22 protein-coding genes are annotated in these 22,206 nt (G+C 44.8%); 16 read left to right on the forward strand and 6 right to left on the reverse strand.

All coding sequences use genetic code 11. From position 1 onward, the window contains the following. Positions 1-90 precede the first annotated feature (90 nt). Positions 91-1,140 (reverse strand): AI-2E family transporter, encoded by a 1,050-nt coding sequence (locus QT987_RS13860; protein ID WP_333240819.1) that lies wholly within the window; start codon positions 1,138-1,140, stop codon positions 91-93. A 13-nt stretch (positions 1,141-1,153) separates the two neighbouring features. Beyond that, positions 1,154-1,405 (reverse strand): hypothetical protein, encoded by a 252-nt coding sequence (locus QT987_RS13865; RefSeq protein WP_333240823.1) that lies wholly within the window; start codon positions 1,403-1,405, stop codon positions 1,154-1,156. A 530-nt stretch (positions 1,406-1,935) separates the two neighbouring features. On the opposite strand from QT987_RS13865, the gene QT987_RS13870 reads away from it, so the two are divergent. From QT987_RS13870 to QT987_RS13895, 6 genes are all read left to right on the forward strand, one after another. Further along, complete coding sequence (locus QT987_RS13870) at positions 1,936-2,796, forward strand: formate/nitrite transporter family protein (protein WP_333240827.1); 861 nt, start codon at positions 1,936-1,938, stop codon at positions 2,794-2,796. Between the two features lie 93 nt (positions 2,797-2,889). Next, complete coding sequence (locus QT987_RS13875) at positions 2,890-3,504, forward strand: hypothetical protein (RefSeq protein WP_333240831.1); 615 nt, start codon at positions 2,890-2,892, stop codon at positions 3,502-3,504. Between the two features lie 250 nt (positions 3,505-3,754). Beyond that, positions 3,755-4,795, forward strand: coding sequence for a hypothetical protein (locus tag QT987_RS13880; RefSeq protein ID WP_333240834.1), 1,041 nt, complete (start codon positions 3,755-3,757; stop codon positions 4,793-4,795). Positions 4,796-5,137: 342 nt separating this feature from the next. Beyond that, complete coding sequence (locus QT987_RS13885; protein WP_333240837.1) at positions 5,138-5,977, forward strand: hypothetical protein; 840 nt, start codon at positions 5,138-5,140, stop codon at positions 5,975-5,977. A gap of 185 nt (positions 5,978-6,162) precedes the next feature. Then, positions 6,163-6,729: a DUF3611 family protein gene (locus QT987_RS13890; RefSeq protein ID WP_333053759.1), complete on the forward strand. Its 567-nt coding sequence runs from the start codon at positions 6,163-6,165 to the stop codon at positions 6,727-6,729. Positions 6,730-7,152: 423 nt separating this feature from the next. Next, positions 7,153-8,784, forward strand: coding sequence for an alpha-amylase family protein (locus tag QT987_RS13895; protein ID WP_333240840.1), 1,632 nt, complete (start codon positions 7,153-7,155; stop codon positions 8,782-8,784). A gap of 24 nt (positions 8,785-8,808) precedes the next feature. On the opposite strand, the gene QT987_RS13900 is transcribed toward QT987_RS13895, so the two are convergent. Together QT987_RS13900 and QT987_RS13905 are read right to left on the reverse strand one after the other, a co-directional pair. Next, a complete protein-coding gene (locus QT987_RS13900) occupies positions 8,809-9,774 on the reverse strand; it encodes an S-layer homology domain-containing protein (protein ID WP_333240843.1) in 966 nt (321 codons plus the stop codon). A gap of 50 nt (positions 9,775-9,824) precedes the next feature. Further along, positions 9,825-10,748: a DUF2382 domain-containing protein gene (locus tag QT987_RS13905; RefSeq protein ID WP_333240847.1), complete on the reverse strand. Its 924-nt coding sequence runs from the start codon at positions 10,746-10,748 to the stop codon at positions 9,825-9,827. 494 nt (positions 10,749-11,242) lie between these two features. Here QT987_RS13905 and QT987_RS13910 point away from each other — a divergent pair, with 494 nt between their 5' ends. The 6 genes from QT987_RS13910 (at position 11,243) to QT987_RS13935 (ending at position 16,475) form a co-directional block, all read left to right on the forward strand. Then, complete coding sequence (locus QT987_RS13910) at positions 11,243-11,854, forward strand: hypothetical protein (RefSeq protein WP_333240850.1); 612 nt, start codon at positions 11,243-11,245, stop codon at positions 11,852-11,854. Between the two features lie 155 nt (positions 11,855-12,009). Then, positions 12,010-12,561, forward strand: coding sequence for an SH3 domain-containing protein (locus tag QT987_RS13915; RefSeq protein ID WP_333240853.1), 552 nt, complete (start codon positions 12,010-12,012; stop codon positions 12,559-12,561). A 14-nt stretch (positions 12,562-12,575) separates the two neighbouring features. Then, positions 12,576-13,697, forward strand: a complete 1,122-nt coding sequence (locus QT987_RS13920) for a hypothetical protein (RefSeq protein WP_333240856.1) — start codon at positions 12,576-12,578, stop codon at positions 13,695-13,697. A gap of 170 nt (positions 13,698-13,867) precedes the next feature. Next, positions 13,868-14,872 (forward strand): mechanosensitive ion channel family protein, encoded by a 1,005-nt coding sequence (locus QT987_RS13925; protein ID WP_333240858.1) that lies wholly within the window; start codon positions 13,868-13,870, stop codon positions 14,870-14,872. Next, positions 14,869-16,194 carry a DUF2254 domain-containing protein gene (locus QT987_RS13930; protein WP_333240863.1) on the forward strand — a complete coding sequence of 442 codons (1,326 nt, stop codon included), beginning with the start codon at positions 14,869-14,871 and terminating at the stop codon, positions 16,192-16,194. Before QT987_RS13925 ends, QT987_RS13930 begins: the two co-directional genes overlap by 4 nt. A gap of 17 nt (positions 16,195-16,211) precedes the next feature. Beyond that, positions 16,212-16,475, forward strand: a complete 264-nt coding sequence (locus QT987_RS13935; protein ID WP_333240869.1) for a hypothetical protein — start codon at positions 16,212-16,214, stop codon at positions 16,473-16,475. Between the two features lie 84 nt (positions 16,476-16,559). Here the strand turns inward: QT987_RS13935 and QT987_RS13940 are convergent, their stop codons facing one another. Next, complete coding sequence (locus QT987_RS13940; RefSeq protein WP_333148509.1) at positions 16,560-16,772, reverse strand: type II toxin-antitoxin system HicB family antitoxin; 213 nt, start codon at positions 16,770-16,772, stop codon at positions 16,560-16,562. 479 nt (positions 16,773-17,251) lie between these two features. Then, positions 17,252-17,992 (reverse strand): calcium-binding protein, encoded by a 741-nt coding sequence (locus QT987_RS13945; RefSeq protein WP_333211172.1) that lies wholly within the window; start codon positions 17,990-17,992, stop codon positions 17,252-17,254. Between the two features lie 215 nt (positions 17,993-18,207). Between QT987_RS13945 and QT987_RS13950 the strand changes: the two genes are divergently transcribed. The 4 genes from QT987_RS13950 (at position 18,208) to QT987_RS13965 (ending at position 22,149) form a co-directional block, all read left to right on the forward strand. Continuing rightward, positions 18,208-19,686 (forward strand): ATP-binding protein, encoded by a 1,479-nt coding sequence (locus QT987_RS13950; protein WP_333240874.1) that lies wholly within the window; start codon positions 18,208-18,210, stop codon positions 19,684-19,686. Positions 19,687-19,850: 164 nt separating this feature from the next. Continuing rightward, entirely contained in the window at positions 19,851-20,240 is a 390-nt protein-coding gene (locus tag QT987_RS13955) for a hypothetical protein (RefSeq protein WP_333240877.1), read from the forward strand. Between the two features lie 76 nt (positions 20,241-20,316). Next, a complete protein-coding gene (gene xth, locus QT987_RS13960) occupies positions 20,317-21,102 on the forward strand; it encodes an exodeoxyribonuclease III (RefSeq protein WP_333240879.1) in 786 nt (261 codons plus the stop codon). 171 nt (positions 21,103-21,273) lie between these two features. Continuing rightward, a complete protein-coding gene (locus tag QT987_RS13965; RefSeq protein ID WP_333240883.1) occupies positions 21,274-22,149 on the forward strand; it encodes an SDR family oxidoreductase in 876 nt (291 codons plus the stop codon). Positions 22,150-22,206: the final 57 nt, after the last annotated feature.

Consider the following 22,206-nt stretch of genomic DNA (forward strand, 5'->3'; position numbering starts at 1 on the left):
TTAGATTTTTTTTTAATCTGTCTTGAGCGGGAGTGTCATCGGTTGATTGAGTAAGAAATTTCACATAAATTGGGCTTGACAAATATAACTTTATGGGTTATCGACTGGCTCTGATGGAGCAGTCTGCCAGCGGTCTAGTATATCTTTGATTAAAACTTCTTTAACCCAAATTTGAATAACAATTAGAATTGGTAGCGCTAAAAATAATCCCAAAAAACCAAAGAAAAATCCGAATGCTGTCACGAGAGCTAAGGTGTAAGCGGGAAGCAGAGATACCTGCTTTTCCATAATGATAGGTGTGACCAAGTTGCCTTCAATTTGTTGAATTAGGAAATAAAGCAACAACACCGCGCCTGCTTTTGCAGGCGAATCTAATAAAGCCAGCAGCAGCGGTGGAATTACGCTTAACATTGCGCCCATGTAGGGAACTAAGGCTAATATGAATGCCAGAATCCCGTTCACAAAAGGCAGTGGAACTTGCAAAAAAAACAAACCAATAATGCTCGTAATACCAATAAAACTCATGCTTAATGCAACGCCTGCCAACCAACCCATTAAACCCTCTTCGCATTTTGAGAGAATTTCATCGGCTCGCTGACGGTAAAAAGCCGGAAAAAGGCTGATAACTGCGTGGCGGTATGGCATCGGATTTACCAGAAGCATACTTGTCAAAACGGTAATTAATAAGGTATTGAGAATCAAGCTTAGATAGTTGGAAAACAACTGATAAATATGCGAACTTGTCCACCGAAAAAGCGTTTGAATTTCTTGGGTTAAATCGTCAATACTGGGAAGGTTATCAAAAATTTGTCCGGGTAATCTTGCTTGCAACCAATAGAACCCAACTCGCAGTTGTTCTATCCCTAGCGGGACGAGTTGGGACAACTCTTGAAATTGATTGCTCAGGCGCGTTACGATGAGAGTTACCAAGACAGCGCTCGCTGTGACTAGAATCGCAACTGCTAAGGCGATCGCCACTCCCCGCTTCGCACCCGACTTCTGCAATCTTCGCACTAAACGGTTGAGAGCGATCGCTAAAATTACGGCGGTAAAAAACAGTAAAACAATCGTTCTAATTGTCCACAAAATATAGAGCGAGGCTACCAAAGCCAAAAAACCGATCCACTTTCCTAAACCCATAACAAAAGCCTCTCTATTCACCCACACTTAACTCTAGCAGGGATATTTTTTTGGCTAAACTTTCTACAGCGAGAGTGAGCGATCGCATCAATTCCGAATCCTCACTGTATTCTGCAGAAGCCAAATTCATCAGCCGCTGACTTTGGCTAATTTCTATTTCCTGACTCCAATCTTGTGCGGTAGTATCTTTATAAACCCCAAAATCCCGCAGATTGAACTGAATGCCGGAGCCACTTGCATGATATTCTGCGAACGTAAAACTCACAGCAGGTATTGGCTAATTGCAAATGAGGGTACGCGCCAAGCCAAAAAAATTGCTGCTATTCTCAAAAAAACGGCAATGTCTATCACGAATGCGATCGCACTCAGGCTTGACTAGGTTCTCAAATTTGAGAGAGGAGTTTTCCTTCCCAATTACAGCGATCGAACCAGCTAGAAGCCTCCACAATCGCATTCGTGGTTGAATTTTTGAATTGGTCAGGTTTTCTTGTACTCAAGGAATTAATTTTGTACAAAGATACCTCCTAACACTGCCACTCTTACATTTTCACCCTACACCTATGTATTGGAAAGATTGTGCAAAATTAAAGCAAATAGCGGAATATCTTACTTAAGATATATTGCTTTTACATTCAATTTTAAAATCACCCAACTTAAGATAGATGTTGCACAACTATTTTTTCTCTACAGACACTTTTTAGAAAAACCCAAAGTTCATTCTCAGGTTAGGCGCGTCGCTATTGTTTAGTTTGTATCCTGAGAACTACGAAGTTCATATAATTTAACAAGAGCGAGATGACACAAAATAGCGATCGAGCCAGCGAAGCAATAGAATTGCTGGGTCAACAAAAGTTGGAACTAAGCGATCGCGATCGTGAAGAGATCATTGAGCGCATCCGTCCCACTGCCTTAATCATTCACGAAACGATTAGGATTGAGGGTGAAAGTGAGTTGTTGCGTCCAGTTTCAGCCCTAGCTTGGTCTGGATTAGCCGCAGGACTATCTATGGGATTTTCCCTGGTGGCTCAAGGTGTACTCCAAGCAAATTTACCGCAGCAATCTTGGAGTTCCATCATTGTCAGCCTTGGGTACAGTATCGGCTTTGTCATTGTGGTGATGGGGCGTCAGCAGTTGTTCACTGAAAATACCCTGACTGTCATTCTGCCTTTGTTAAACGATCGCAGACGCAAAGTTTTTATGCGAGTGCTGCGATTATGGGGAATTGTGTTAGCCAGCAATTTGTTAGGTGCATTCATATTTGCCTCAATAGTTGCACAGGTTGGAGTCTTCCCGCCTGAAATTCAAACAGCGTTTGGCGAAATAGGTTTAAGAGTTATCGATGGAGGATTTTGGATAACTTTATTGCGGGCAATTTTTGCGGGTTGGTTAATTGCTTTAATGGTGTGGCTTCTCCCCGCCGCTGAGTCTTCCCAACTGTGGGTAATTGTTATCATCACTTCCCTGGTTGGGCTAGGTGAATTTCCTCATATTATTGCCGGATCGGTGGAAGTTTTCTATGCAGTGGCAATTAAAGCTGTTTCGTGGCCCGAATATTTTGGCAAATTCATGATACCTACTCTAATTGGTAATATTTTAGGCGGAGTTACCTTAGTCGCTGCCTTAAACCATGCCCAAGTTGCTCAAGATGACCTCTAGAAATTGATCTCACATAAACCACATAAAGGGCATGGAGAACCCCGATTTCTCTAAGAAGTCGGGGATGTGCGAGCTTAAGATAGAAGGAGATTGATGATGACTACAAACTGGCGTGGCTATCGAGTTGCAGCTTGGGTAGGACAGGCGTTATTAACAATAGCAGTAATAGGTGCTCTGAGTCAGGGAAAATGGCAAAATGCCTTGGGGTTAGCCTTATTCTTAGTAGCATCCCTGGCGTTTGTGGTGATGGTCGATCGCTTGCCAACGCTGTTTGATTTCCTGTTTGTGCTTGCTGCCTTACTCAACGCCGGAGGCTGGGTTTTCGGACTGTTTTACCAACCGGGACCTTATGATGAAATTGTTCATGCTTTCACGACTTTTGCCGTGACTTTAGCATTGAGTTTTTTAGCATACAGCTCAATGCTGACTATTTTTCGCAACCATAAAGTGCTGTACTTGCTAACAATAACCAGTTTTGGGATTGCGATTGGTGCTTTGTGGGAAATTACCGAGTGGACGGCTGGTATTGTTCTCTCAACCCAAGTAATTGGGAGCCTGAATGATACGATTATTGATTTGATTATGGATAGTTTGGGAGCTGCAATAGCTGCCTTAACTAGCTTATGGACGTTGCAAGAATGGATGCGCCCCAGTGCGACAGTTGGAAATCAAGCATCTATCGCCAATAGTCCGAGCGATCGCACTTAACTGAACTGAAAGGAATATTATCATTTTTTCTTCAATCATCTTTCATCAGATAGATATTTTATTATTGCCTCCGACAGATGGCAAGCTTTGGAGACTTGAGGTTAAATGGATATATAAGCAACATTTTGAAAGAATGTAGAACGTAGAACACAGACAATCGACCTTGAGCCAAAGTAAATTTTTAATAATTTTTTAAATTTTCTTTTCACATTACTGCAAGAGGTTGGTTGTTGCGATTTAGGAGGATTTTATGAAAATAAAATCATTTTCAACGGCAATTGGACTGGTTCTGTTGGGTTCAACCATTTATTTACCGGAAATTGCCCTAGCTAGCGCCAAACCCTCTATCCAAGTAGCTCAACGAAGAGTAGTCGGCTCGGATATAGACAGTTTTACCGCGTATCCAGTACAGCGATTAGATCCGGGAACTCAACTCTTTTTCGTGCTGCGAGGAACCCCGTATTCTAGAGCTACCTTGACTATCCCAAATGCAGTGCAAAATCTGCCGATGCGGGAGGTTCAACCCGGAGTTTACGAGGCAAACTACATGATTCGCGAGGGCGATCGTATTTCCGAAAATACTGTTGTGCGGGCAAATTTGCAACAAGGCGATCGCATCAGTAGCACCCGCTTGCAACAACCTCTAGTTGCGGGTTATAGCGATCGGCGCTTTCAATCTTTGTCTATTAACCGCTTCAGTGCTCAACCAGTACAGCAGTTAGATCCGGGAACCACGCTCAATTTCAAATTGCTCGGCACTCCCAACGCTACAGCTAATTTCTCCATTGAAGGAGTTGCTTATAACATTCCCATGCGGGAAGAATCCAACGGCGTTTACACAGGGGAATATACGATCCGCAGCCAAGATTATTTCCCCCCTGCTGGTGCGGCGGTTACTGCTAGTTTGCAGTCGGGAAATCAAGTTATTCGTTCCCGTTTAGATCGAGAACTAATTGCTGGCGATGATGGCAGTTCCAACACTGCCGAAATCCCGCTAGAAATTATCACTCCCGAAGAAAATGCTCGCGTCAGCGGGACGGTTGAAGTGGAAGGACGCAGCGCCCCAAATGCGACAGTTAATGTCAACGTTCAGGCTACCTCTTCTGTGGCAGGTTTATTTGGAGTTGAACGAAATATCCTCGAACGCACAATTCGGGCGGATGAACAAGGTAAATTCAGCTTTGCTTTTAAGCCGACCATTTCTCTACCAGGAACCCGATACGAGGTGAATCTCAGTTCTAGTAGAGGCGATCGCACCAGCGAAGAAACTTTGGTACTGTTTCAAAATTGAGCGGTGACTCGCGACTATTGCCAAAAATCTGGCACACCTGACTAAATTTGAAAGATTCCATCAGAAGATATCTATGTATCAACTAAAAAATCGCTGAAAAAAAACGCCAGGGATATTACAAATCATCTCTGGCAGTTTATTAATCGGTATGCCAACCATGCCTCTTGTTGCATCAGCAACTCCTCAGATGAAACGACTAAATAGGATGGCAATTAAGGAGTTTTAAGAGTTCACCCTGACGGTCAAGTGTTTTTGAATTAGGCTATAAAAAAACCCGGTTTTAAACACAAATTCTGTAGCTTCATCAACAAAATAAACAGAAAAAATCAAGGAGGTTTTTCAATGGTTAATAATCGTTTGAACAATTACACTCAAAAGCTCTCGAATGCTAAGGGAGGAGCGATCGCCCTCGCACTAGCAGCTATCCTGCTTCCGGCTTGTACTACCCCACAGCGACAAGCAACGGCACCTGCACCTGCACCTGCAACACCCGGTACGGTTCCCACGACAACCGAGAATGTGGTTGATAAAACAGCACAACTGCTTGGCAAAACTGTGACCATCAGAAGCGAACCAGTCAAAAAATTGGGGCCATCGACCTTTACAGTTAGCGATAAGGAGTTTTTTAGCACCGAATCGATTTTGGTTGTCAATGCCACCGGCAAGCCTTTTGTGCTGCCGACTGAATCAGATCAAGAAGTTCAAGTAACAGGAACAGTTCGCAATTTTGTCCTTGCAGATATTGAGCGCGAGTACAAATTAGGCTTAGAGCCAAACTTGTACGCCGAGTACGAAAGTAAACCTACGATCGTTGCACAATCGATGGCGCTAGCCCCCACACCGGGGGAACTCACCTCAGACCCCCAAAAATACTACGGCAAGACACTGGCGGTGAGCGGTGAAGTCGAAAGCCTCAGAAGTCCAAACTCGTTCACTTTGGATGAAGAGAAATTAATTGGCGGAGAAGACTTGTTAGTGATACACACAGTTCCACAACCAAGCGTGCGAGAAGGTGAGAAGGTGGCTGTAACCGGCGTGCTGCGTTCGTTTGTCGTCGCTGAACTTGAGCGGGACTACGATCTGCAATGGGATTTGACCTTGAAGCAGAAGCTAGAAGCCGAGTATACCAACAAACCTGTCTTAGTTGCTACAGGAGTATATCCGTCAGCCATTCCTCAGTAACCAATACACCTCTCTCCTAACTACTGCGGGGAGTAGGGGTTAGGCATCCTGTCCTGCCCTTAACCGAGTTTTCTGCAGAAGTCTAATAGCTAACCACCAGGCGATCGCTTGCGACAGGAAGACAAGCAGAACCTCTTTCTTACCTCGTTTATTTTGATGCTCAATTCAGCAATAAGGTGGATATAATGAATCAACCAGAATCCGTGCCGCAACCGCTGACCCAAAGCGAATTCGTCGCAACTTTTCGCTTGTTTAGTAGATTTAGCTTCTGGATACAGTTATTCTTGGGTGCTGTTTCCGGCATTGTTTTATTATTTGCTATGTTGGGTCGCAACATGGGCGAACAAACCAATAATGCAGGTATTGGTTTCGGGGTAGTTTTAGCAATAGTGGGCCTGTTATTGCTGGCGTTTAGAATATTTTGGGATTTTCGCTATCGGCTTTTAGGCCGACTTTTGCACGCCGAAAATTCCCAGGTATATCCCAGCAAAGAACATATTACTCACACCTTACGGATTGGATTAGTTTCTAGTTTGGTGGGGGTATTAATCGCGTTTGTCGCATCTGAAGAAACAGTGGCTGTAGTCCTAGCAAAAACTCTGAGTCAACCGCAAGCGCTCGCAGCTTATACGCCAGAAAATGTGATTCGTTCTCTAGATATTTTTGTGACGATGGCCAACGTCAATCTGATTGGCGCTCACTTTTTTGGAGCTGTTACTTCTCTTGGGTTACTCAATTGGGTAGAAGAGTAGTTGGCAGCATGGGCGATCGCTAAAGGCAAACACAACTTCTATGTCCTTATGATTGACAAGGCCTGGCCGATTTAACTAAGGTTGGTGGCGAAAGCACTGCCTTGGCTCCCAGAGAGCGAAGACAGTGCAGCTACAAGCTAAACAAGTTGGCTATTTGCATGAACATCTAATCGGAAATAGCGATCGCTCCTGCTAATGGTAGTCAGTCTGAGCAACCGTTTTTTTTTCGTAATTGATTTATTATAGTGACAGATATTTCATCGAGCTTGAGATGGATAGATTTTGAATCTGGACAAACATAACTTAGGCTCATCTTCCGAAAGATGAGCTATACCCGTGGCATTCAGCTTCCTAAATGGCCCTGTGACCGGGTTTCTGAACAAAGCCATTTCCAACAGTTTCTCTATTAAGAAATTTACTGCAATGAAAGACCTCTGGTATAAAAACGCAATTGTCTACTCCCTCGATGTTGAAACCTTCATGGACTCGGACGGGGATGGTGTCGGCGACTTTCATGGACTGATCAACCGTCTAGACTATTTATCCGCGCTAGGAATTACTTGTTTGTGGTTGCTGCCGTTTTATCCTTCCCCTAACCGGGACAATGGTTACGACGTGATGGATTACTACAACATTGATCCGCGACTGGGAACCCTGGGAGATTTTGTCGAGTTCATGCACCAAGCAAGGGAACGAGGAATTCGCGTGCTGATCGATATGGTAGTAAATCATACGTCCAATCAGCATCCTTGGTTTGTGGCGGCTAAAAGCGATAAAAATTCCAAGTATCGCGATTACTACGTGTGGTCAGAAAATCCACCCAAAACTGATCCAGAACAACTGATATTTCCCGATGTCGAGGACAGTATTTGGGAGTACGATGAACAAGCAAAAGCTTACTATTTGCATCACTTCTATAAAGAACAGCCAGATTTGAATATTGGCAATCCGGCTGTACGAGAAGAAATATGCAAAATTATGGGTTTCTGGCTAGAACTGGGCGTGTCTGGATTTCGCATTGATGCTGTTCCGTTTTTAATTGAAGGAATTGGCATCGAAGGTGCAGACCCCGAAAAGCTGCGAGGTTTCTTGGAAGAAATGAGAGATTTTGTGTCATCGCGTCAGGGTGATGCTGTGTTGCTGGCAGAAGCAAATGTCGATCGCGAGCAAATTTCTATCTACTTTGCTAAGGGCGACAGAATGCACATTCTGTTCAACTTTTTGCTGAACCAGCATCTGTTTTTGGCCCTGGCGCGTCAAGAATCCACCGCATTGCGCGAGGGACTAAAAACCTTACCGGATATTCCTGATATTTGTCAGTGGCTTAATTTTGTGCGCCACCATGATGAACTGACGCTAGACCGCATTACTTCATCGGAACGAGAGGAAATTTTTGCAGCATTTGCGCCTGAAAAAACTATGCAAATTTTCGGGCGCGGGATTCGTCGTCGCTTACCACCGATGATGGGAGGATCTCGTCGCCGGATTGAACTTGTCTACAGCTTGCTGTTCACTCTGCCTGGTACACCCATGCTGCGCTATGGCGAAGAAATTGGCATGGGGGATGACCTTTCGCTGGAAGGTCGAGACAGCGTTCGCACGGTGATGCAATGGTCAGATGCACCGAATGGTGGCTTCTCGACGGCTGCAAGTGATGCCCTTGCCAGACCTGCGATCGCCAACGGAGAATACGGTTACAAACAAGTCAATGTCGTCGCAGCGCAGCGCGATCCTGGCTCATTAATTAACTGGATGGAACGTGCAATCAGCATCCGCAAGCAATGTCCTGAGTTGGGTAGGGGCAAGTGGCACATTCTCGAAACCGACTCTCCCTCGGTGTTAGCCCACTGCTGCGACTGGGAAGGCAGGACGGTGATTGCTGTCCACAATCTCGCCGACAAGCCTTGTACCGCTACGCTCAAATCTAACGAATACAGCAATCTGTGCGATTTATTTGGCGATCGGCTGTATGAATCTCTCGATGCCGACTCGCCATCTATTCCCTTAGAAGCCTACGGCTATCGCTGGTTTCGAGTCAATCGAATCCAGGGGTAAAAAAGTTAATGTTGATGGGAGAAACTAGCGACGTGGGCTCGTAGGAATGTATTTAGCACTATCCTTGTCGGGAAGCGGTTCTATCTGACCTTGATTGACCAAAGCTTGATGAATTAGGGCAGTAGCACTACCCCGACTCAGCAACTCGTTGGGATTAAGAACTGTGGGATCTGGATAGTTGACCACTATCTTTGCCTTTGTCGCTGCTGCCACGGGCTCAACCGCATATTTAGGAAGTTTCTCGGCATCTTTATAGTACGAATTGAGAAAATCTAATGCCGAATTTTTAGCAGGCGCAGTTGCAGCTTTTGTCGTTGTTGGTGGAACAGTCTTAGCCGATTTAGGTGTGGGGGCAGCCGCAGGCTGCAGCCTTGCGACTACAGGTAATAACGGCTGCATCAAAACAGTCGCTGCGAGGGGAAATGCCAAACGGTTCCTAGCAATTCGACGTTTATTTACTGGAGTTGGGCTTGCTGGAGTTGCAGCAGCTCGATCGGTTTTGACAACAGGGGGATTGTAATCCATATTTAAACCCCTCATTAACACAACTAATGCTTGTGCCTTAGTCAAGGACTGCTTCGGACGAAACTCCTTTCCGGGAAAATCATTCATAAATCCCGTTTCATAAGCTTCTTGAATCGGAGTTTCTGCCCAGTAGTTTTTAGGCACATCCTTAAAGTAACTTCCACTCGGTATCTTTCTAACGCTGGCTCGATTAAAAGCTTGGCGGATCATCGCCGAAAATTCATCCCGATCCACAGCCTGTTTGGGTCTAAAAGTTCCGTCTAGATATCCGGTAACAATCTCTTTTTCAGCTAAGGAATCAATAAACGGACGCGCCCAGTAATTCGGCGGTACATCAGGAAATTTCGATTTAGCTTGTTGAGCAGCAACTTGCTGGGAAGTTAGCACAAAGCCAGTGCCACTGACACTAATTGCTAAAGCTAAAAAGGCTACGCTGATTGACGGTAAATGCCTGCGATTAGTCATGATAAATTTCCTCCTGATTTTTGCATTTTTAACGATACTATTTGGCTGAGTTAAAGCGGATTACGTTTTTTTCTATCCGATTCCCATTCTGTTTTTACAACATCTAACTCTTCGCGACGTACTGTGTCTGTTGCCTCAACCGTATCTTGCTCAACTTCTTTTCTGATTTGCACTTCCTCGCGCACGAACGCTTGCTTTTTGATATTGACGGTTTCTTCGTAGATTTCCAAATGTGCCATTTCTTCTTGATTGAAGGCGGTATCTGGAGTTACGCGACTCCCTACATATTCGGGAGTTGTGTGCTCAATCACAACTCGCTCTTTTTCTACAGGAACTTCCAGTTGTACCGTTTTTGTCTCAACTTGTTTGCCAATTATTACCTCGCCTGTTTTGCGACGGGTTTTATCTGCAACTAATCGTTCTTCGTACAGTTTGAGTTTTTGATGATCCTGTTCGTTCATCTGATACAATTGGGGCTCTCGCTCGTAAGTATAGGTATCCCGGTCATAAGCAGGATTACTAGCTTGAGGCAAGACAGAATGCGTTGTAGAAACTGGAACGGGTGCTTCTAAAGGTAATGATGCTTCTACTGGTACAGACGCTTCTACTGTTGAAGTTCGATAAATACCCCGCACTTGTTCTTCATAATCGTAATCAACTGCCATCCCATGCTCATACCTGGGTAGTTTTTCCACTTGGTCTTTACTCCGCAAACCTGTAGCGTAAACACGCCGCCCATTAAAATCAATGTGACAAAGAGCGATGGGAAGTAAAACTTTTTTGTCAAAAATCCAAGAACCAGTCTCTACCACAAAATAGCGGCAACGTCCTGTCTCATCTACCAGCACAGTATCGATCGTGCCAATTTTATCATCGGTACTTCCGCCATACACCTCCAGCCCTTTGATATCGTCGTCATCAAAAGCGGCTTGGCGGTAGTTGGGATTAAAATCCTCAATTTTGTAAAGTAACATTGTTATTTCCTGTACTATCTAGATCAACTTGTGTACCTACTTTAGATAGATATCAGTTCTAATACTTCCTTCTTATGAATGATTCAGCAAATTGAGAATCATCAAAAGAGCGATTTTTTTTTATATTTTTCTATCTTTAGGTAGATGAATTTATCTCTCCCCTACTGATTGTGATAAATTTATCTAATTATTCGTAGGTTGGGTTGATCCAACTTACAACCTTTATGCCAAAAGCTCTCACAAGGATTTCTCAGGTTTTATTATCACTTCAACTACGCGAGAGCCTACAAAATTAAGGACATTTCTAACTAGCTGCTGGGGTTTTTTCTGGATGAGATTTCGCTCATAAATCGAAATTACTACTTTCGATCGTTAAAATCATCAAATAAGAAAATATTATGCCCCTCGGTAGATATTCTAGTAATACTTATTAAGTAAAATTAAATTACAAGCAACGAAAACAAGTAACAACGTAACGCAGGGGTTAATCTTTTATGACTTATCCAGATCGATCGGGCAGTGAACTCACTGAGCCTACAATCGTCAATCCGCTGGTGGATTACCACGATCAAGTGAGGTGGGGGCCAATTTTGGCAGGAATTGCGATCGCTCTGGGTACTCAACTAATTTTAAGCGCTTTGGCAATGGCGATCGGATTAACCGCAGGTGCAACAGGCGCGGATGCAGGTTCCGTTGGTTTTGGGGTCGTAATTTGGTCGATTATCAGTTTGCTGATTTCCCTATTTTTGGGCGGTTGGGTGATGGCTCAAAGCTGCGGCCCGATGACCAAGAAAACAGCATTTTTGAATGCAGCAATTCTTTGGGGAGCTACATTAGCACTTAGTGCTTGGTTATTAGGAAGCGGGATATCGGGTGCTGTTGGCGCTGCCGCTGCTAATGCTGGAGAAATTGCCAATCAAGTACAACAACAGGGCGGCGTTAATATACCCAATCAAGCCCAGAATGTAGGCCCAAATCAAGTTCGCGATCTAGCTGGTAATACAGCTAAAGCTACTTGGTCATTTCTACTTGGCTCTTTGCTGAGTTTGGCAGCGGCAATGATGGGTGGTGCTGTTGGCGCTCGCAAACCTCGCGTTTATGCTTGATTAGCGATGATAAAACCTGAAAATTTAACAAGCACAGGAGGGAGTCGAATTATTTTATACCATTGGGATGATGATTCATGCTTTCTTGGAGAAGATGAACAAGCTAAAAACCTTTTTTAAGGTTTTGGCATAGAGATTTAAAAGGAGATAAAGCGATGCAAGAGCAGAGGATATGGCAAAAATATACAAGGTTAACAACTTCGATGTTGTTAACGGCAACGGTTTTAGTTGCTCCCTCCTTCGCCGCTAATACAAATAAAACACAGATTCAAGGTGAATCTTTACTAGCGCAAGTACCGGATAGCTGTCGCCAGGTTATTGCGAAGAATGGTCTTAATGTTCGGCGACAACCGACGGCTAACAGCGAAGCGATTGGCATCATCGATTCCGCGCGAAATGTGACGATTCAAAGTCTTGGTGAGAATGGCTGGATACCAATTACAGCACCCCTAAAAGGTTACGTATATGGTGGTTTTCTGGGAGCGTGTGAAGTCGCAACTCCCCCGCCTCCTACTAACTGCCGCCAAGTTGCAGCCGTCAGAGGAATTAACGTACATCAAGCACCTTCCACTGATGGGGAAAGGGTTGGAGTCGTCGCGGATGGACGAAGAGTGACGATTGAAAGTATAGGAACGGATGGTTGGGTGCCGATTACAGTGCCTCTGAGAGGCTACGTCCAAGCTGAAAACCTGGCGTATTGTAGTTAATTGAAAAAACAGTGATGGATGACCAATCAAACCTAAAAAAAGAAACTAATTCACAGCAAAAACCTGGTTTGTTAAATTTCATTGCCGAGACAACAGAATCTGCACTGAATACAGGCAAAGCGGTTGTTGATACAGCAGTTGATTGGGGGGAAGCTGCTGCTAAACAAACTTATCGATTGATTGGACAAGCGACGCAAGGAACCGGAGATGCGGTAACTTATGTTGGCAATCTTCCCTTTGTTAAACAAGTGGCGGGGGTACTCAGGCTTGATTGGTTAGTTGGGGTCAGCGATCGCATCGACTTAGCCAAAGCCGAAGCTCAAGTCAATGAACTCCAACAAAAGTATCCCAATGAATATCCCAGCGAAATTGCCCATCGCATTATGGTGGAAAAAGCGATTCAAGCCGGTGGTGTCGGATTTGCTAGCAGCATTTTACCCGGTGTCGCGGCTGCACTGCTGGCGATCGATTTAGCCGCAACTACTGCGATTCAAACCGAAATGGTTTATGAAATTGCCGCCGCCTATGGGATGGATTTGCAACAGCCAGCCCGAAAAGGCGAGGTTTTGGCAATTTTTGGGTTAGCGCTAGGCGGTAGCAACGCAATGAGAGCTGGTTTGGGCTTTTTACGCAACGTACCGCTGGCTGGCGCGATGATTGGTGCGAGTACGAATGCTACGATGCTGTACGCGCTGGGATATGCGGCGCGCCAGTTTTACGAAGCCAAAGTGAGGGAAGATACTGAAGAACCTGGAACCGAAACGCTGCAAGCAATTCAGCAACAAAGCGAGAAATATCTTGATGTGGCGATCGCCCAGCAAGCAGGCATGGATCAAATTATGGTTCACATGATTTTGGCAAGTTATCCTAACAAAAACTGGGAAGATATTCTGCCAGAATTGAAGGCATTGCAATTAAATGCCGATTCTCTCAATACGATTGCTGCTAACATCAAGTCCCCCAAACCATTGGGTGCATTGTTAGAGCAACTTAACCCCGACTTTGCAGTACCGCTATTAGCTCAATGCCGTCGCATTGCCGACAATAGCGGAGAGGTTTCTGAAGCAGAACAGAGGGTGCTGGATGCGATCGCACAAAAACTCAACGGTCAAGATATGGCATCGATATCCACTTGAAAAAAATTGTTGGTGCGTTAGCTTTCTGCGTAACGAACCATCCCCAATATTTACTGTGGCTGTGTAAGTCCTAAATTAGCCTCACGTTAAAGTAATCTACAGCCTTAAGATAGAGTTTGACATGGCTAATTTCACTACTATCAATAACGACTGATGCAAGAGGAACTTTTATGACAGCAGAAATATCTGGAGTCTGGGACAAGATTGAGAGCATGATCAATGACTTCATTGTCCTGCTGCCTAATATGATACTAGCGTTCATTGTTTTCGCAATCTTTTTCTTTGTTGGGAGGTCAATTAAGAGAGCGGTCAGGCGGCTTACTCGCAACCACCGCCAATCCCGGAATTTGGGACTGGTTTTGGGAAGGTTAGCGCAGGGTATTACTGTTTTGGTTGGTCTGTTTATTGCCTTGTCGATTGTAATTCCCACATTTAGAGCAGGCGATTTGGTGCAACTGCTGGGAATTAGCGGGGTAGCGATTGGTTTTGCCTTTCGCGATATCTTACAAAACTTCCTAGCTGGTATCCTAATTCTGTTGACGGAACCGTTCCAAATAGATGACCAGATTGTGTTTAAAAACTTTGAGGGAACGGTAGAAAATATTGAAACTCGCGCTACAACAATCCGAACCTATGATGGTCGCCGGATTGTAATTCCCAATGCCGAATTGTTCACCAATTCTGTTATGGTGAATACCGCTTTTGATAAACGCCGGATGGAATACGACGTTGGTATCGGCTACGGCGATGATATTCACCGAGCCAAGCAGTTAATGATGGAAGCTCTGCAGAGTGTGGATGAGGTTTTGGATGATCCTGCTCCTGACGTGCTGCTGATGGAACTTGCAGGAAGTACCGTCAATATCCGCGCTCGATGGTGGATTGCTCCGCCGCGACGAATTGACGATTTGCGATCGCGGGACAAGGTACTTTCTGCGATTAAGGAAAAGCTGACTGCTAATGGCATCGACTTGCCCTTTCCTACGCAGCAAATTTTGTTTCACGACCAAACCGAAGAGACGGATGGCGATCGCAAACGTCAACGCGAAGGATGGCCCGCTGGTAATCGCGAAGTTCCCAAACCCCGCAGCATCAGCGGTTCTCTGCGACAACTAATTGAACAGCGATCGCAATCTGACGGCAACGGACAATCGCCACCCCACCACAACTCATGAAAAATGTCAAGTTAAGCAAAATTTGGGACTCGCTCCACTCTAGCTACTGGTTTATCCCAACCTTGATGGCGCTGGGGTCGATGATTTTGGCGATCGCAATGCTGACAATTGACCGCACGGGTAATATACCAAACTGGAGGTGGATTTACACGGGTGGAGCCGATGGTGCGCGAGCGGTTCTTTCATCGGTTGCCGGTTCAATGATCAGCGTTGTTGCTACAGCTTTTTCTATTACTATTGTGGCCCTTCAGTTGGCGAGCTCCAATTTTGGGCCCCGATTGCTGCGTAGTTTTATGCAGGATACGGGCAATCAAATCGTGCTTGGCACCTTCATTGCCACGTTTATTTACTGTTTACTCGTACTGCGAACCATTCATGCAGAAGGAGAAGGATACAGTCTCTTTGTACCCCAACTCTCGGTTACAGTTGGTACCGGATTGGCAATTGCCAGTATCGGCGTACTGATTTACTTTATCCATCACGCATCAACCATTATTCAAGCCTCCCATGTAATTACTCAGGTTAGTGGCGATTTAGACAAAGCTCTAGATCGTCTGTTTCCCGAAAAAATCGGAGAAGGTAAAGCGAACAACTCGCGACAAGTGGGAGAAATTCCGGCAAATTTTGACTCGGAAGCAAGTCCAATCAAAGCCACTGGCGAGGGTTATTTGCAAGGAATCGATGACAAGGAATTAATGAAAATTGCCCGTCAGTACAATCTGCTTGTAAGTCTTACAACTCGACCGGGAAAGTTTATCGTCAAGGGCAGCGATGTAGCGATGGTTTCCCCGCACAAACAGGTGAATCAAAGCCTGAAACAACAGATTAACGATGCTTTTATTCTGGGCAAAGAACGGACTGAATATCAAGATGTAGAATTTCCCATCGATCAGTTAGTTGAAATTGCCTTGCGTGCGATTTCTCCTGGTATCAACGATCCGTTTACTGCGATTCGGTGTATCGATCGACTCAGCGCTGGATTATCCCGCCTCGCTCAAAGGGATTTTCCCTCCCCCTATCGCTACGACGATGAACATAATTTGCGCGTCATTGTTGAAGGAGTGACGTTTGAAGGCTTAGTCGATACTGCATTTAACCAAATTCGCCAATACAGCAAATCAGATGTGGCGGTAACAATTCGCTTATTGGAAGCTATAGCTTGCATCGCCACTTACACCCGCAATTCCCAACAACGAGAAGCTTTACGCCGTCACGCGGAGATGATTTTAAATAGTAGCCGCGAACAAATCTCTCAGGAGCAAGACCAGAAAGATGTGCAAGAGCGGTATCACCAAGTCATTAAAGCTTTAAGAGAGGATTAATTTGGTAGAGCCGAATTATGGTAATAACAGCAGCTTTGCGATCGGCTCCTAATAGTTTAGCTTTAACCGCGCTGAGTGCCATTGGTTTAGCGCTGACACATTTATTTTGCGGCAAGTTGCGGTTTGCCCCTATTCCTCGCAACCGCTGGCTTTCAGCAGCAAGTGGGGTTTCGGTAGCTTATGTTTTTGTGCATATTTTACCGGAATTAAATCAGCACCAAGCGGTATTAAAGCAAGTAGAATCAGGAGTTATTTCCTATTTAGAACACCACGTTTATTAAATAGCTTTGTTAGGATTGACTGTATTTTAAAGTCTAAACGCTCTAGTACGCGAATTACTTCGCTTACTTGATATTCTGGGCAACCTAGGCATAGCTAACCTCTATGCTAGTTACAAACCTGGGAGTGATTTCGTCGGGTAAAGGACACTCTTCGAGATAGAGCCTTGTAGCTTCTTTGAGATTGGCGATCGCTTGTTCTATGGTTTCGCCTTGGTCAATTGTGCCGACTTCTGGACATTCGGCAATGTACATATCTTCTTCTTTGTAAATGATGACTGTGAAGCTTTTAGTTTTCATTATATTTTTGCTTTCAGCATCAGAGGTTGCTTAGTTTCTATTTCCTAGTTTATCTTGGATGTATTTTTTTTGCAAGTACAGGGGAAGAGGCGCGATGCGCTTTTTGACAAATTGGGATGTAAGGGCGATCGCCTTTTGGTTATTTCTAAATTGAAAAGCGATCGCTCTATCATCAAAAAATGCGATTCGTCGCAGCCTATTTGCCTTCGCCGAATCGCCGCTTTCCTTAATATTTATGAGCTAGATCACTTTTACTGAGTTGCATTTACTTACCTTGCTGCCAATTGGTTATCTACTTATTTTCAGTAGATTCTTCATTAGTAGTTAAAAAGTACACTGAAAATCAACGCGGGAAATAAGAGAGACAACAGGTTAAAACCTGTTGAGTCGGGTTTCATCCCCTCCATAAATCGCAGGGGTTTTCACCCTCCCACGTTATTTCCGATAGCGACAGGCTACCACCCAGCATAGCAGAATCCTCAACTGCTGATAAAGTCCGCTGCTGTCAAGCTCGCTGGTGTTAGAGGAACCTGAGAAGTTGGCGATTTATCCACAAGTCCAATAATTCGACCAGTGGATTTAACTCGTAGAGCTAGATTTTGATCGGCACCAGCGCAGACGCCACAAAATGCATTCCAGGGTTCAAACTGCCTTTCCACGAAACGTGGATTCAACCCAGCAGTTTCAAATGTCAGGACTTCGATGTCAGCAAATGTCAGACCTTGTGGAAGTGCAATTTTGTCTTCCCCAGGGAAGAAGTCTTGCAGAAAATCTACTGTATTAGTAGCGACTTCATCTTGAAGGATAAACGTGTCTCGTCCAGCTCCTCCATTCAGAACATCAAAACCTAAATCTCCAGATAAAATGTCCGCACCGTCGCCACCCGATAGCTTGTCGTTATCACGCCCCCCAAACATTTGATCGTTGCCGCGTCCACCAATAAGGGTATCAGTGCCCGCATTCCCAAACAAAACGTCATCGTCAAGTCCACCGTCAAGAGTATCTGCATCTTTACCACCGTAGAGGGTATCGAACCCGCCCTCACCATCTAGTGTGTCACGACCCTGATTCCCGAACAGTTCATCATTGCCACCCAAGCCACGGATCCAGTCATTACCCCCCAAGCCGAACGTTCTGCGGCTGCCATCAGTATCACGAATGAAATCATCATCCTCTGTGCCTTGTGCATCGGGAGTATTTGCAATATTGATGTTAGCCATTGCTTCTTAAAAATTGCTTAAATTTATTGCGTCCTGATTTTTTAGCATATGTGAAAAATATACTCAAATCAAATCAAATCAATAGGATTTAGTAGGCATTTTTTTACCTGTCCTGATTTCTTTCAGTTGGATAAAGTAGGATTTAGTTGCTAAAGTATCAAACCGTAGGATAAAGTAGGATCGCAATAGGCCAAACCCAAACCCTGACTCGACCTATGGACGTTGAAGAAGTCTTAAAAGTGGCTGACGATCTCGTATTCGCTAAGACAGAAAAACACCTCAACCATCTACAAGAAGGTATATTGCGAGGCACTTGGCAACGCCAGAAATACCCAGAAATTGCCACCAACTGCCACCGTAGCGAAGCTCATGTCAAGAAAGTTGCAGCAAAATTATGGAAACTTCTATCAGAAACATTAGGTGAAGACATCAATCAATCTAACTTTGCATATACAGTGGAAAGATGGCTATTTTCGATAGTTTCATCACATTTTGGCGACAATGCACAAGTTGGTAAGTTTAAGGTTTGTGCAAACCATCCTGAATCCTTAGAAACCCCAAACTTAGAAAATAAAAATCAGGACACCTCTAGCAAAACTCAGCCCAAACAGCGATTAGACTTATCCGATGCACCAGAACCCAACCTATTCTATAACCGCACATCGGAACTCACCACCCTCGAAAACTGGATTTTAGGCCGCAACCGCCTCATCACCATCTTAGGCTTATCCGGTATTGGCAAAACCGCCCTTACACTCCAACTAATCCCACAAATTCAACACGAATTCGACTACATCATCTGGCGAAGTCTCCGCAACTCTCCACCCCTGGCATCACTCCAAACCGACTTAATTAAATTCCTCTCCCAGCAGCAAGAAACTAACCCCCCCAACCCCCCCTTATCAAGGGGGGGCGAAGAGATTCAACCTCTTTCTCTCAGGCGCGGCGAAGAGATTCAACCTCTTTCTCCCCCCCTTAGCAAGGGGGGGTTGGGGGGGGTAATCAACTATTTACGATCGCACCGCTGTCTCATCATCCTCGATGATATCCAAACCATTTTCCGCAGCGGACAACTCGCAGGAAATTACGAACCTGGATATGAAAATTACGGCGCATTCTTCAAACAAATAACAGAATCATCCCACAACAGTTGCTTAATCCTCCTGAGTTGGGAAAAACCCAGAGAAATAGCCGCCTTAGAAGGCGAAAACCGCCCCTGCAAATCTCTGCAACTCAACGGTTTAGGCCCCGAAGCACAAGAAATATTCACAGAAAAAGGATTAGCAGAACCGGATAAATGGTCAGAAATGATCGACCTTTACCGAGGCAATCCCTTATGGTTAAATATAGTTGCCACATTAATTCAAGACTTATTCGGCGGTAGCGTTTCCGAATTCCTTTCCTATGATACCCTATTCTTAGGTGACTTAGAATCACTCCTGCACCAGCATTTCGATCGCCTAACCGCATCCGAACAACAGGCGATCGCATGGCTAGCCAATACCCCCGAACCTGCCGACATCTCAAAAATACCAGAAAACCTGCAATTATCACCGCCCGAACTCTTGAAAGTCATGCAATCTTTAGGACGACGGTCATTAGTTGAAACTGTAAAACAAAACGGGCGATCGCACTTTACGATCGAGCCAGTAATCAGAGAATATATAATCAACAAAACCAGAAGCAAAAACTGATAAACTTATCAATTTTAGTCGTGGAGGCAGAAACCGGGTTTTTTACGAAAATACTGCATCCCTGCCTAGAATTTGGTAAAAAACCCGGTTTCTTTGATATTGATGCGTAAGTCCTGAATCTGCATTTATTCAGCAATCACTGACCCCACTCACGGAGTTTTACAATGGCTACAGCAACATTATTAAGTCACGAAATAGCAGAAGGTCAAAGACTAATAGACGCTCTAAATGCAGCAAATCTATCAGTTGACTCTGCTCTCTGGAACTACGCACCAGAACCAGAAACATGGCGGCTGATGCTCACCTCACCTCTGTACGATAGCGAAGGGCCTCTTAAAACTTATGGGGAAATTCTGTCAGTCTTTCGCGAAGTTAAACCTGAATTGAAAATCGATTGGACAGCACTTGTAGCAGTCAGCCCAAAACATGACTTAATTGAGGGCTTACGTCAGGAACAGCAAAAGTGGAATTTAGACTTATCTGGCAGAAGATTGACAAATAATCGGATTAATCAGACGTGGATCGAAGATGCTTACATTTATCAAATCAAGTGAGTTGAACGGGAATCAAATAGGTTAAAATAGGTGCGATCGCTCTCCCTATAACCTCACCTTTAGGATTACTGTATTAATGAAAATCGCCACCTGGAACGTCAACTCAATCCGCACCCGCATAGAACACGTTACTAGCTGGTTGCAAACAAACTCCCCAGACGTTCTCTGCCTCCAAGAAACCAAAGTTCCCGATAAAGACTTCCCCCTAGAACCCTTCACCAACCTTGGCTACAACTGCTACATTTCCGGTCAAAAATCCTACAACGGCGTCGCCATTTTTAGTCGATCGCCCCTAACGCAAATCAGCACCGGATTTGCCCCCATTCTCGGCGACGAAGCCACAGGTATGTTTGACGAACAAAAACGCCTAATAGCCGGGGTTATAGACGATATTTGCATTATTTGCGTATACGTTCCCAACGGTTCCGAAGTTGGCAGCGAGAAATATGAGTACAAGCTAAAGTGGCTCAAACTGCTGCAAGAATACCTCAAAATAGCACTAGATAAATCCCCCAACTTGTGTATTTGCGGCGACTTCAACATCGTCCCGGACGATCGAGATATCCACAATCCTAAAGCTAATGCTAACTCCGTCGGCCTATCAGTAGCCGAACGCCTCGCACTCACAGAAATCATAGAATTAGGATTAAACGACCCCTTTCGCAAATTCACCTCAGAAGGCGGCCATTATAGCTGGTGGGACTACCGCGCCGCCGCATTTCCCCGCAACAACGGCTGGAGAATCGACCACCATTATCTCAGCCCTCCCCTGTACGAACAAGCAAAAAACTGTACAATAGACATTGCTCCCAGAAAATTAATCAAACCCAGCGACCACGCCCCCGTAATTGTCGAAATTTGATTTATAAGTTATAAGGTTAATAACAATTGACATCTTGCCCCATTCTCAATAAATCTTGGAGGGGCGGGCAGGATGCCCACACCACAAGAAAATTAACTATTTGTGGAACAGGCATCTTGCCTGTTATTGAGAAAAGTGCAAGATGTAAGTAACAACCAACAACTAAAAATCATGTTCTTAGTAACCGGAGCAACAGGCGCACTAGGCCGCCGAATTGTACGAGAAATCAGACAGCAAGAAAAGCCTGTCCGCGCATTCGTTCGCCTCGCATCTCGCTACTCAGAACTAGAAAACCGAGGCGCTGAGATTTTTATCGGCGACTTAAAACAAGACAAAGATATTAAAAAAGCCTGCCAAGGAGTGCAGTACATCATCAGCACCCACGGCACCGGGGGCGACGTTCAAGCAGTACACTACCGCGCTAACATAGAACTGATCGACTGCGCCAAAGAAGCCGGAGTGCAGCACTTTGTCTTTCTTTCGGTACTCGGAGTCGATCGGGGATACGAAGATTCCGCAGTATTCAAAGCCAAGCGAGAAGTAGAAAAATACCTGCAAAACAGCGGATTGAATTATACAATCTTGCGGCCTGCCGGTTTTGCTTCCAGCTTGTTACCCCTAGCAGAAAGATTTCGAGAAACCGGACTTTACCTGCTGATTGGCGACGGCAAAAACCGCACCTCTGTTGTCAGTACCGACGACTTAGCAAAGATTGCAGTAGATTCGGCAACAGTCGAGGGCGCCCGCAACCAAATTCTGCGAGTCGGTGGCCCGGATGTGCTGACAAGAGACGACATTCCCCGCATTTTTGCACGCTTATTCAAGCGCGAACCGATGGTAATCAACCCGCCACTGATGGTGTTTGACGGTTTGAGAAATGCCTTGGGTTTATTGAATCCTCAAGCTCAAAAAGACTTAGGAACTTTGCGGGTATTGCTGGGTAACGAGTATTTCTGTACTCCCGAAGAAGTGCAAAACTTGGAATCAATCTACAGCATGAAAATGGAATCCTTAGAAAGCTTTCTGCGGCGCAATTTGAGCGTTTAAAGTGCTAGTAATTCTCGTTACCAGGCTCTGCCTGGTAATGAGCAAATGTAACGCAAA

This window comes from Microcoleus sp. SVA1B4, from assembly GCF_036700545.1.
Lineage (GTDB): Bacteria > Cyanobacteriota > Cyanobacteriia > Cyanobacteriales > Microcoleaceae > Microcoleus.

Bases quoted from the DNA above. Each gene is read 5' to 3' on its own strand.
- QT987_RS13925 (WP_333240858.1), top strand. From the start codon at position 13,868: ATGACAGCAGAAATATCTGGAGTCTGGGACAAGATTGAGAGCATGATC.
- QT987_RS13870 (WP_333240827.1), top strand. From the start codon at position 1,936: ATGACACAAAATAGCGATCGAGCCAGCGAAGCAATAGAATTGCTGGGT.
- QT987_RS13880 (WP_333240834.1), top strand. From the start codon at position 3,755: ATGAAAATAAAATCATTTTCAACGGCAATTGGACTGGTTCTGTTGGGT.
- QT987_RS13950 (WP_333240874.1), top strand. From the start codon at position 18,208: ATGGACGTTGAAGAAGTCTTAAAAGTGGCTGACGATCTCGTATTCGCT.
- QT987_RS13915 (WP_333240853.1), top strand. From the start codon at position 12,010: ATGCAAGAGCAGAGGATATGGCAAAAATATACAAGGTTAACAACTTCG.
- QT987_RS13930 (WP_333240863.1), top strand. From the start codon at position 14,869: ATGAAAAATGTCAAGTTAAGCAAAATTTGGGACTCGCTCCACTCTAGC.
- QT987_RS13945 (WP_333211172.1), bottom strand. From the start codon at position 17,992: ATGGCTAACATCAATATTGCAAATACTCCCGATGCACAAGGCACAGAG.
- QT987_RS13860 (WP_333240819.1), bottom strand. From the start codon at position 1,140: ATGGGTTTAGGAAAGTGGATCGGTTTTTTGGCTTTGGTAGCCTCGCTC.
- QT987_RS13935 (WP_333240869.1), top strand. From the start codon at position 16,212: ATGGTAATAACAGCAGCTTTGCGATCGGCTCCTAATAGTTTAGCTTTA.
- QT987_RS13900 (WP_333240843.1), bottom strand. From the start codon at position 9,774: ATGACTAATCGCAGGCATTTACCGTCAATCAGCGTAGCCTTTTTAGCT.
- QT987_RS13885 (WP_333240837.1), top strand. From the start codon at position 5,138: ATGGTTAATAATCGTTTGAACAATTACACTCAAAAGCTCTCGAATGCT.
- QT987_RS13955 (WP_333240877.1), top strand. From the start codon at position 19,851: ATGGCTACAGCAACATTATTAAGTCACGAAATAGCAGAAGGTCAAAGA.
- QT987_RS13890 (WP_333053759.1), top strand. From the start codon at position 6,163: ATGAATCAACCAGAATCCGTGCCGCAACCGCTGACCCAAAGCGAATTC.
- QT987_RS13895 (WP_333240840.1), top strand. From the start codon at position 7,153: ATGAAAGACCTCTGGTATAAAAACGCAATTGTCTACTCCCTCGATGTT.
- QT987_RS13875 (WP_333240831.1), top strand. From the start codon at position 2,890: ATGATGACTACAAACTGGCGTGGCTATCGAGTTGCAGCTTGGGTAGGA.
- xth (WP_333240879.1), top strand. From the start codon at position 20,317: ATGAAAATCGCCACCTGGAACGTCAACTCAATCCGCACCCGCATAGAA.
- QT987_RS13910 (WP_333240850.1), top strand. From the start codon at position 11,243: ATGACTTATCCAGATCGATCGGGCAGTGAACTCACTGAGCCTACAATC.
- QT987_RS13905 (WP_333240847.1), bottom strand. From the start codon at position 10,748: ATGTTACTTTACAAAATTGAGGATTTTAATCCCAACTACCGCCAAGCC.
- QT987_RS13940 (WP_333148509.1), bottom strand. From the start codon at position 16,772: ATGAAAACTAAAAGCTTCACAGTCATCATTTACAAAGAAGAAGATATG.
- QT987_RS13965 (WP_333240883.1), top strand. From the start codon at position 21,274: ATGTTCTTAGTAACCGGAGCAACAGGCGCACTAGGCCGCCGAATTGTA.
- QT987_RS13920 (WP_333240856.1), top strand. From the start codon at position 12,576: ATGGATGACCAATCAAACCTAAAAAAAGAAACTAATTCACAGCAAAAA.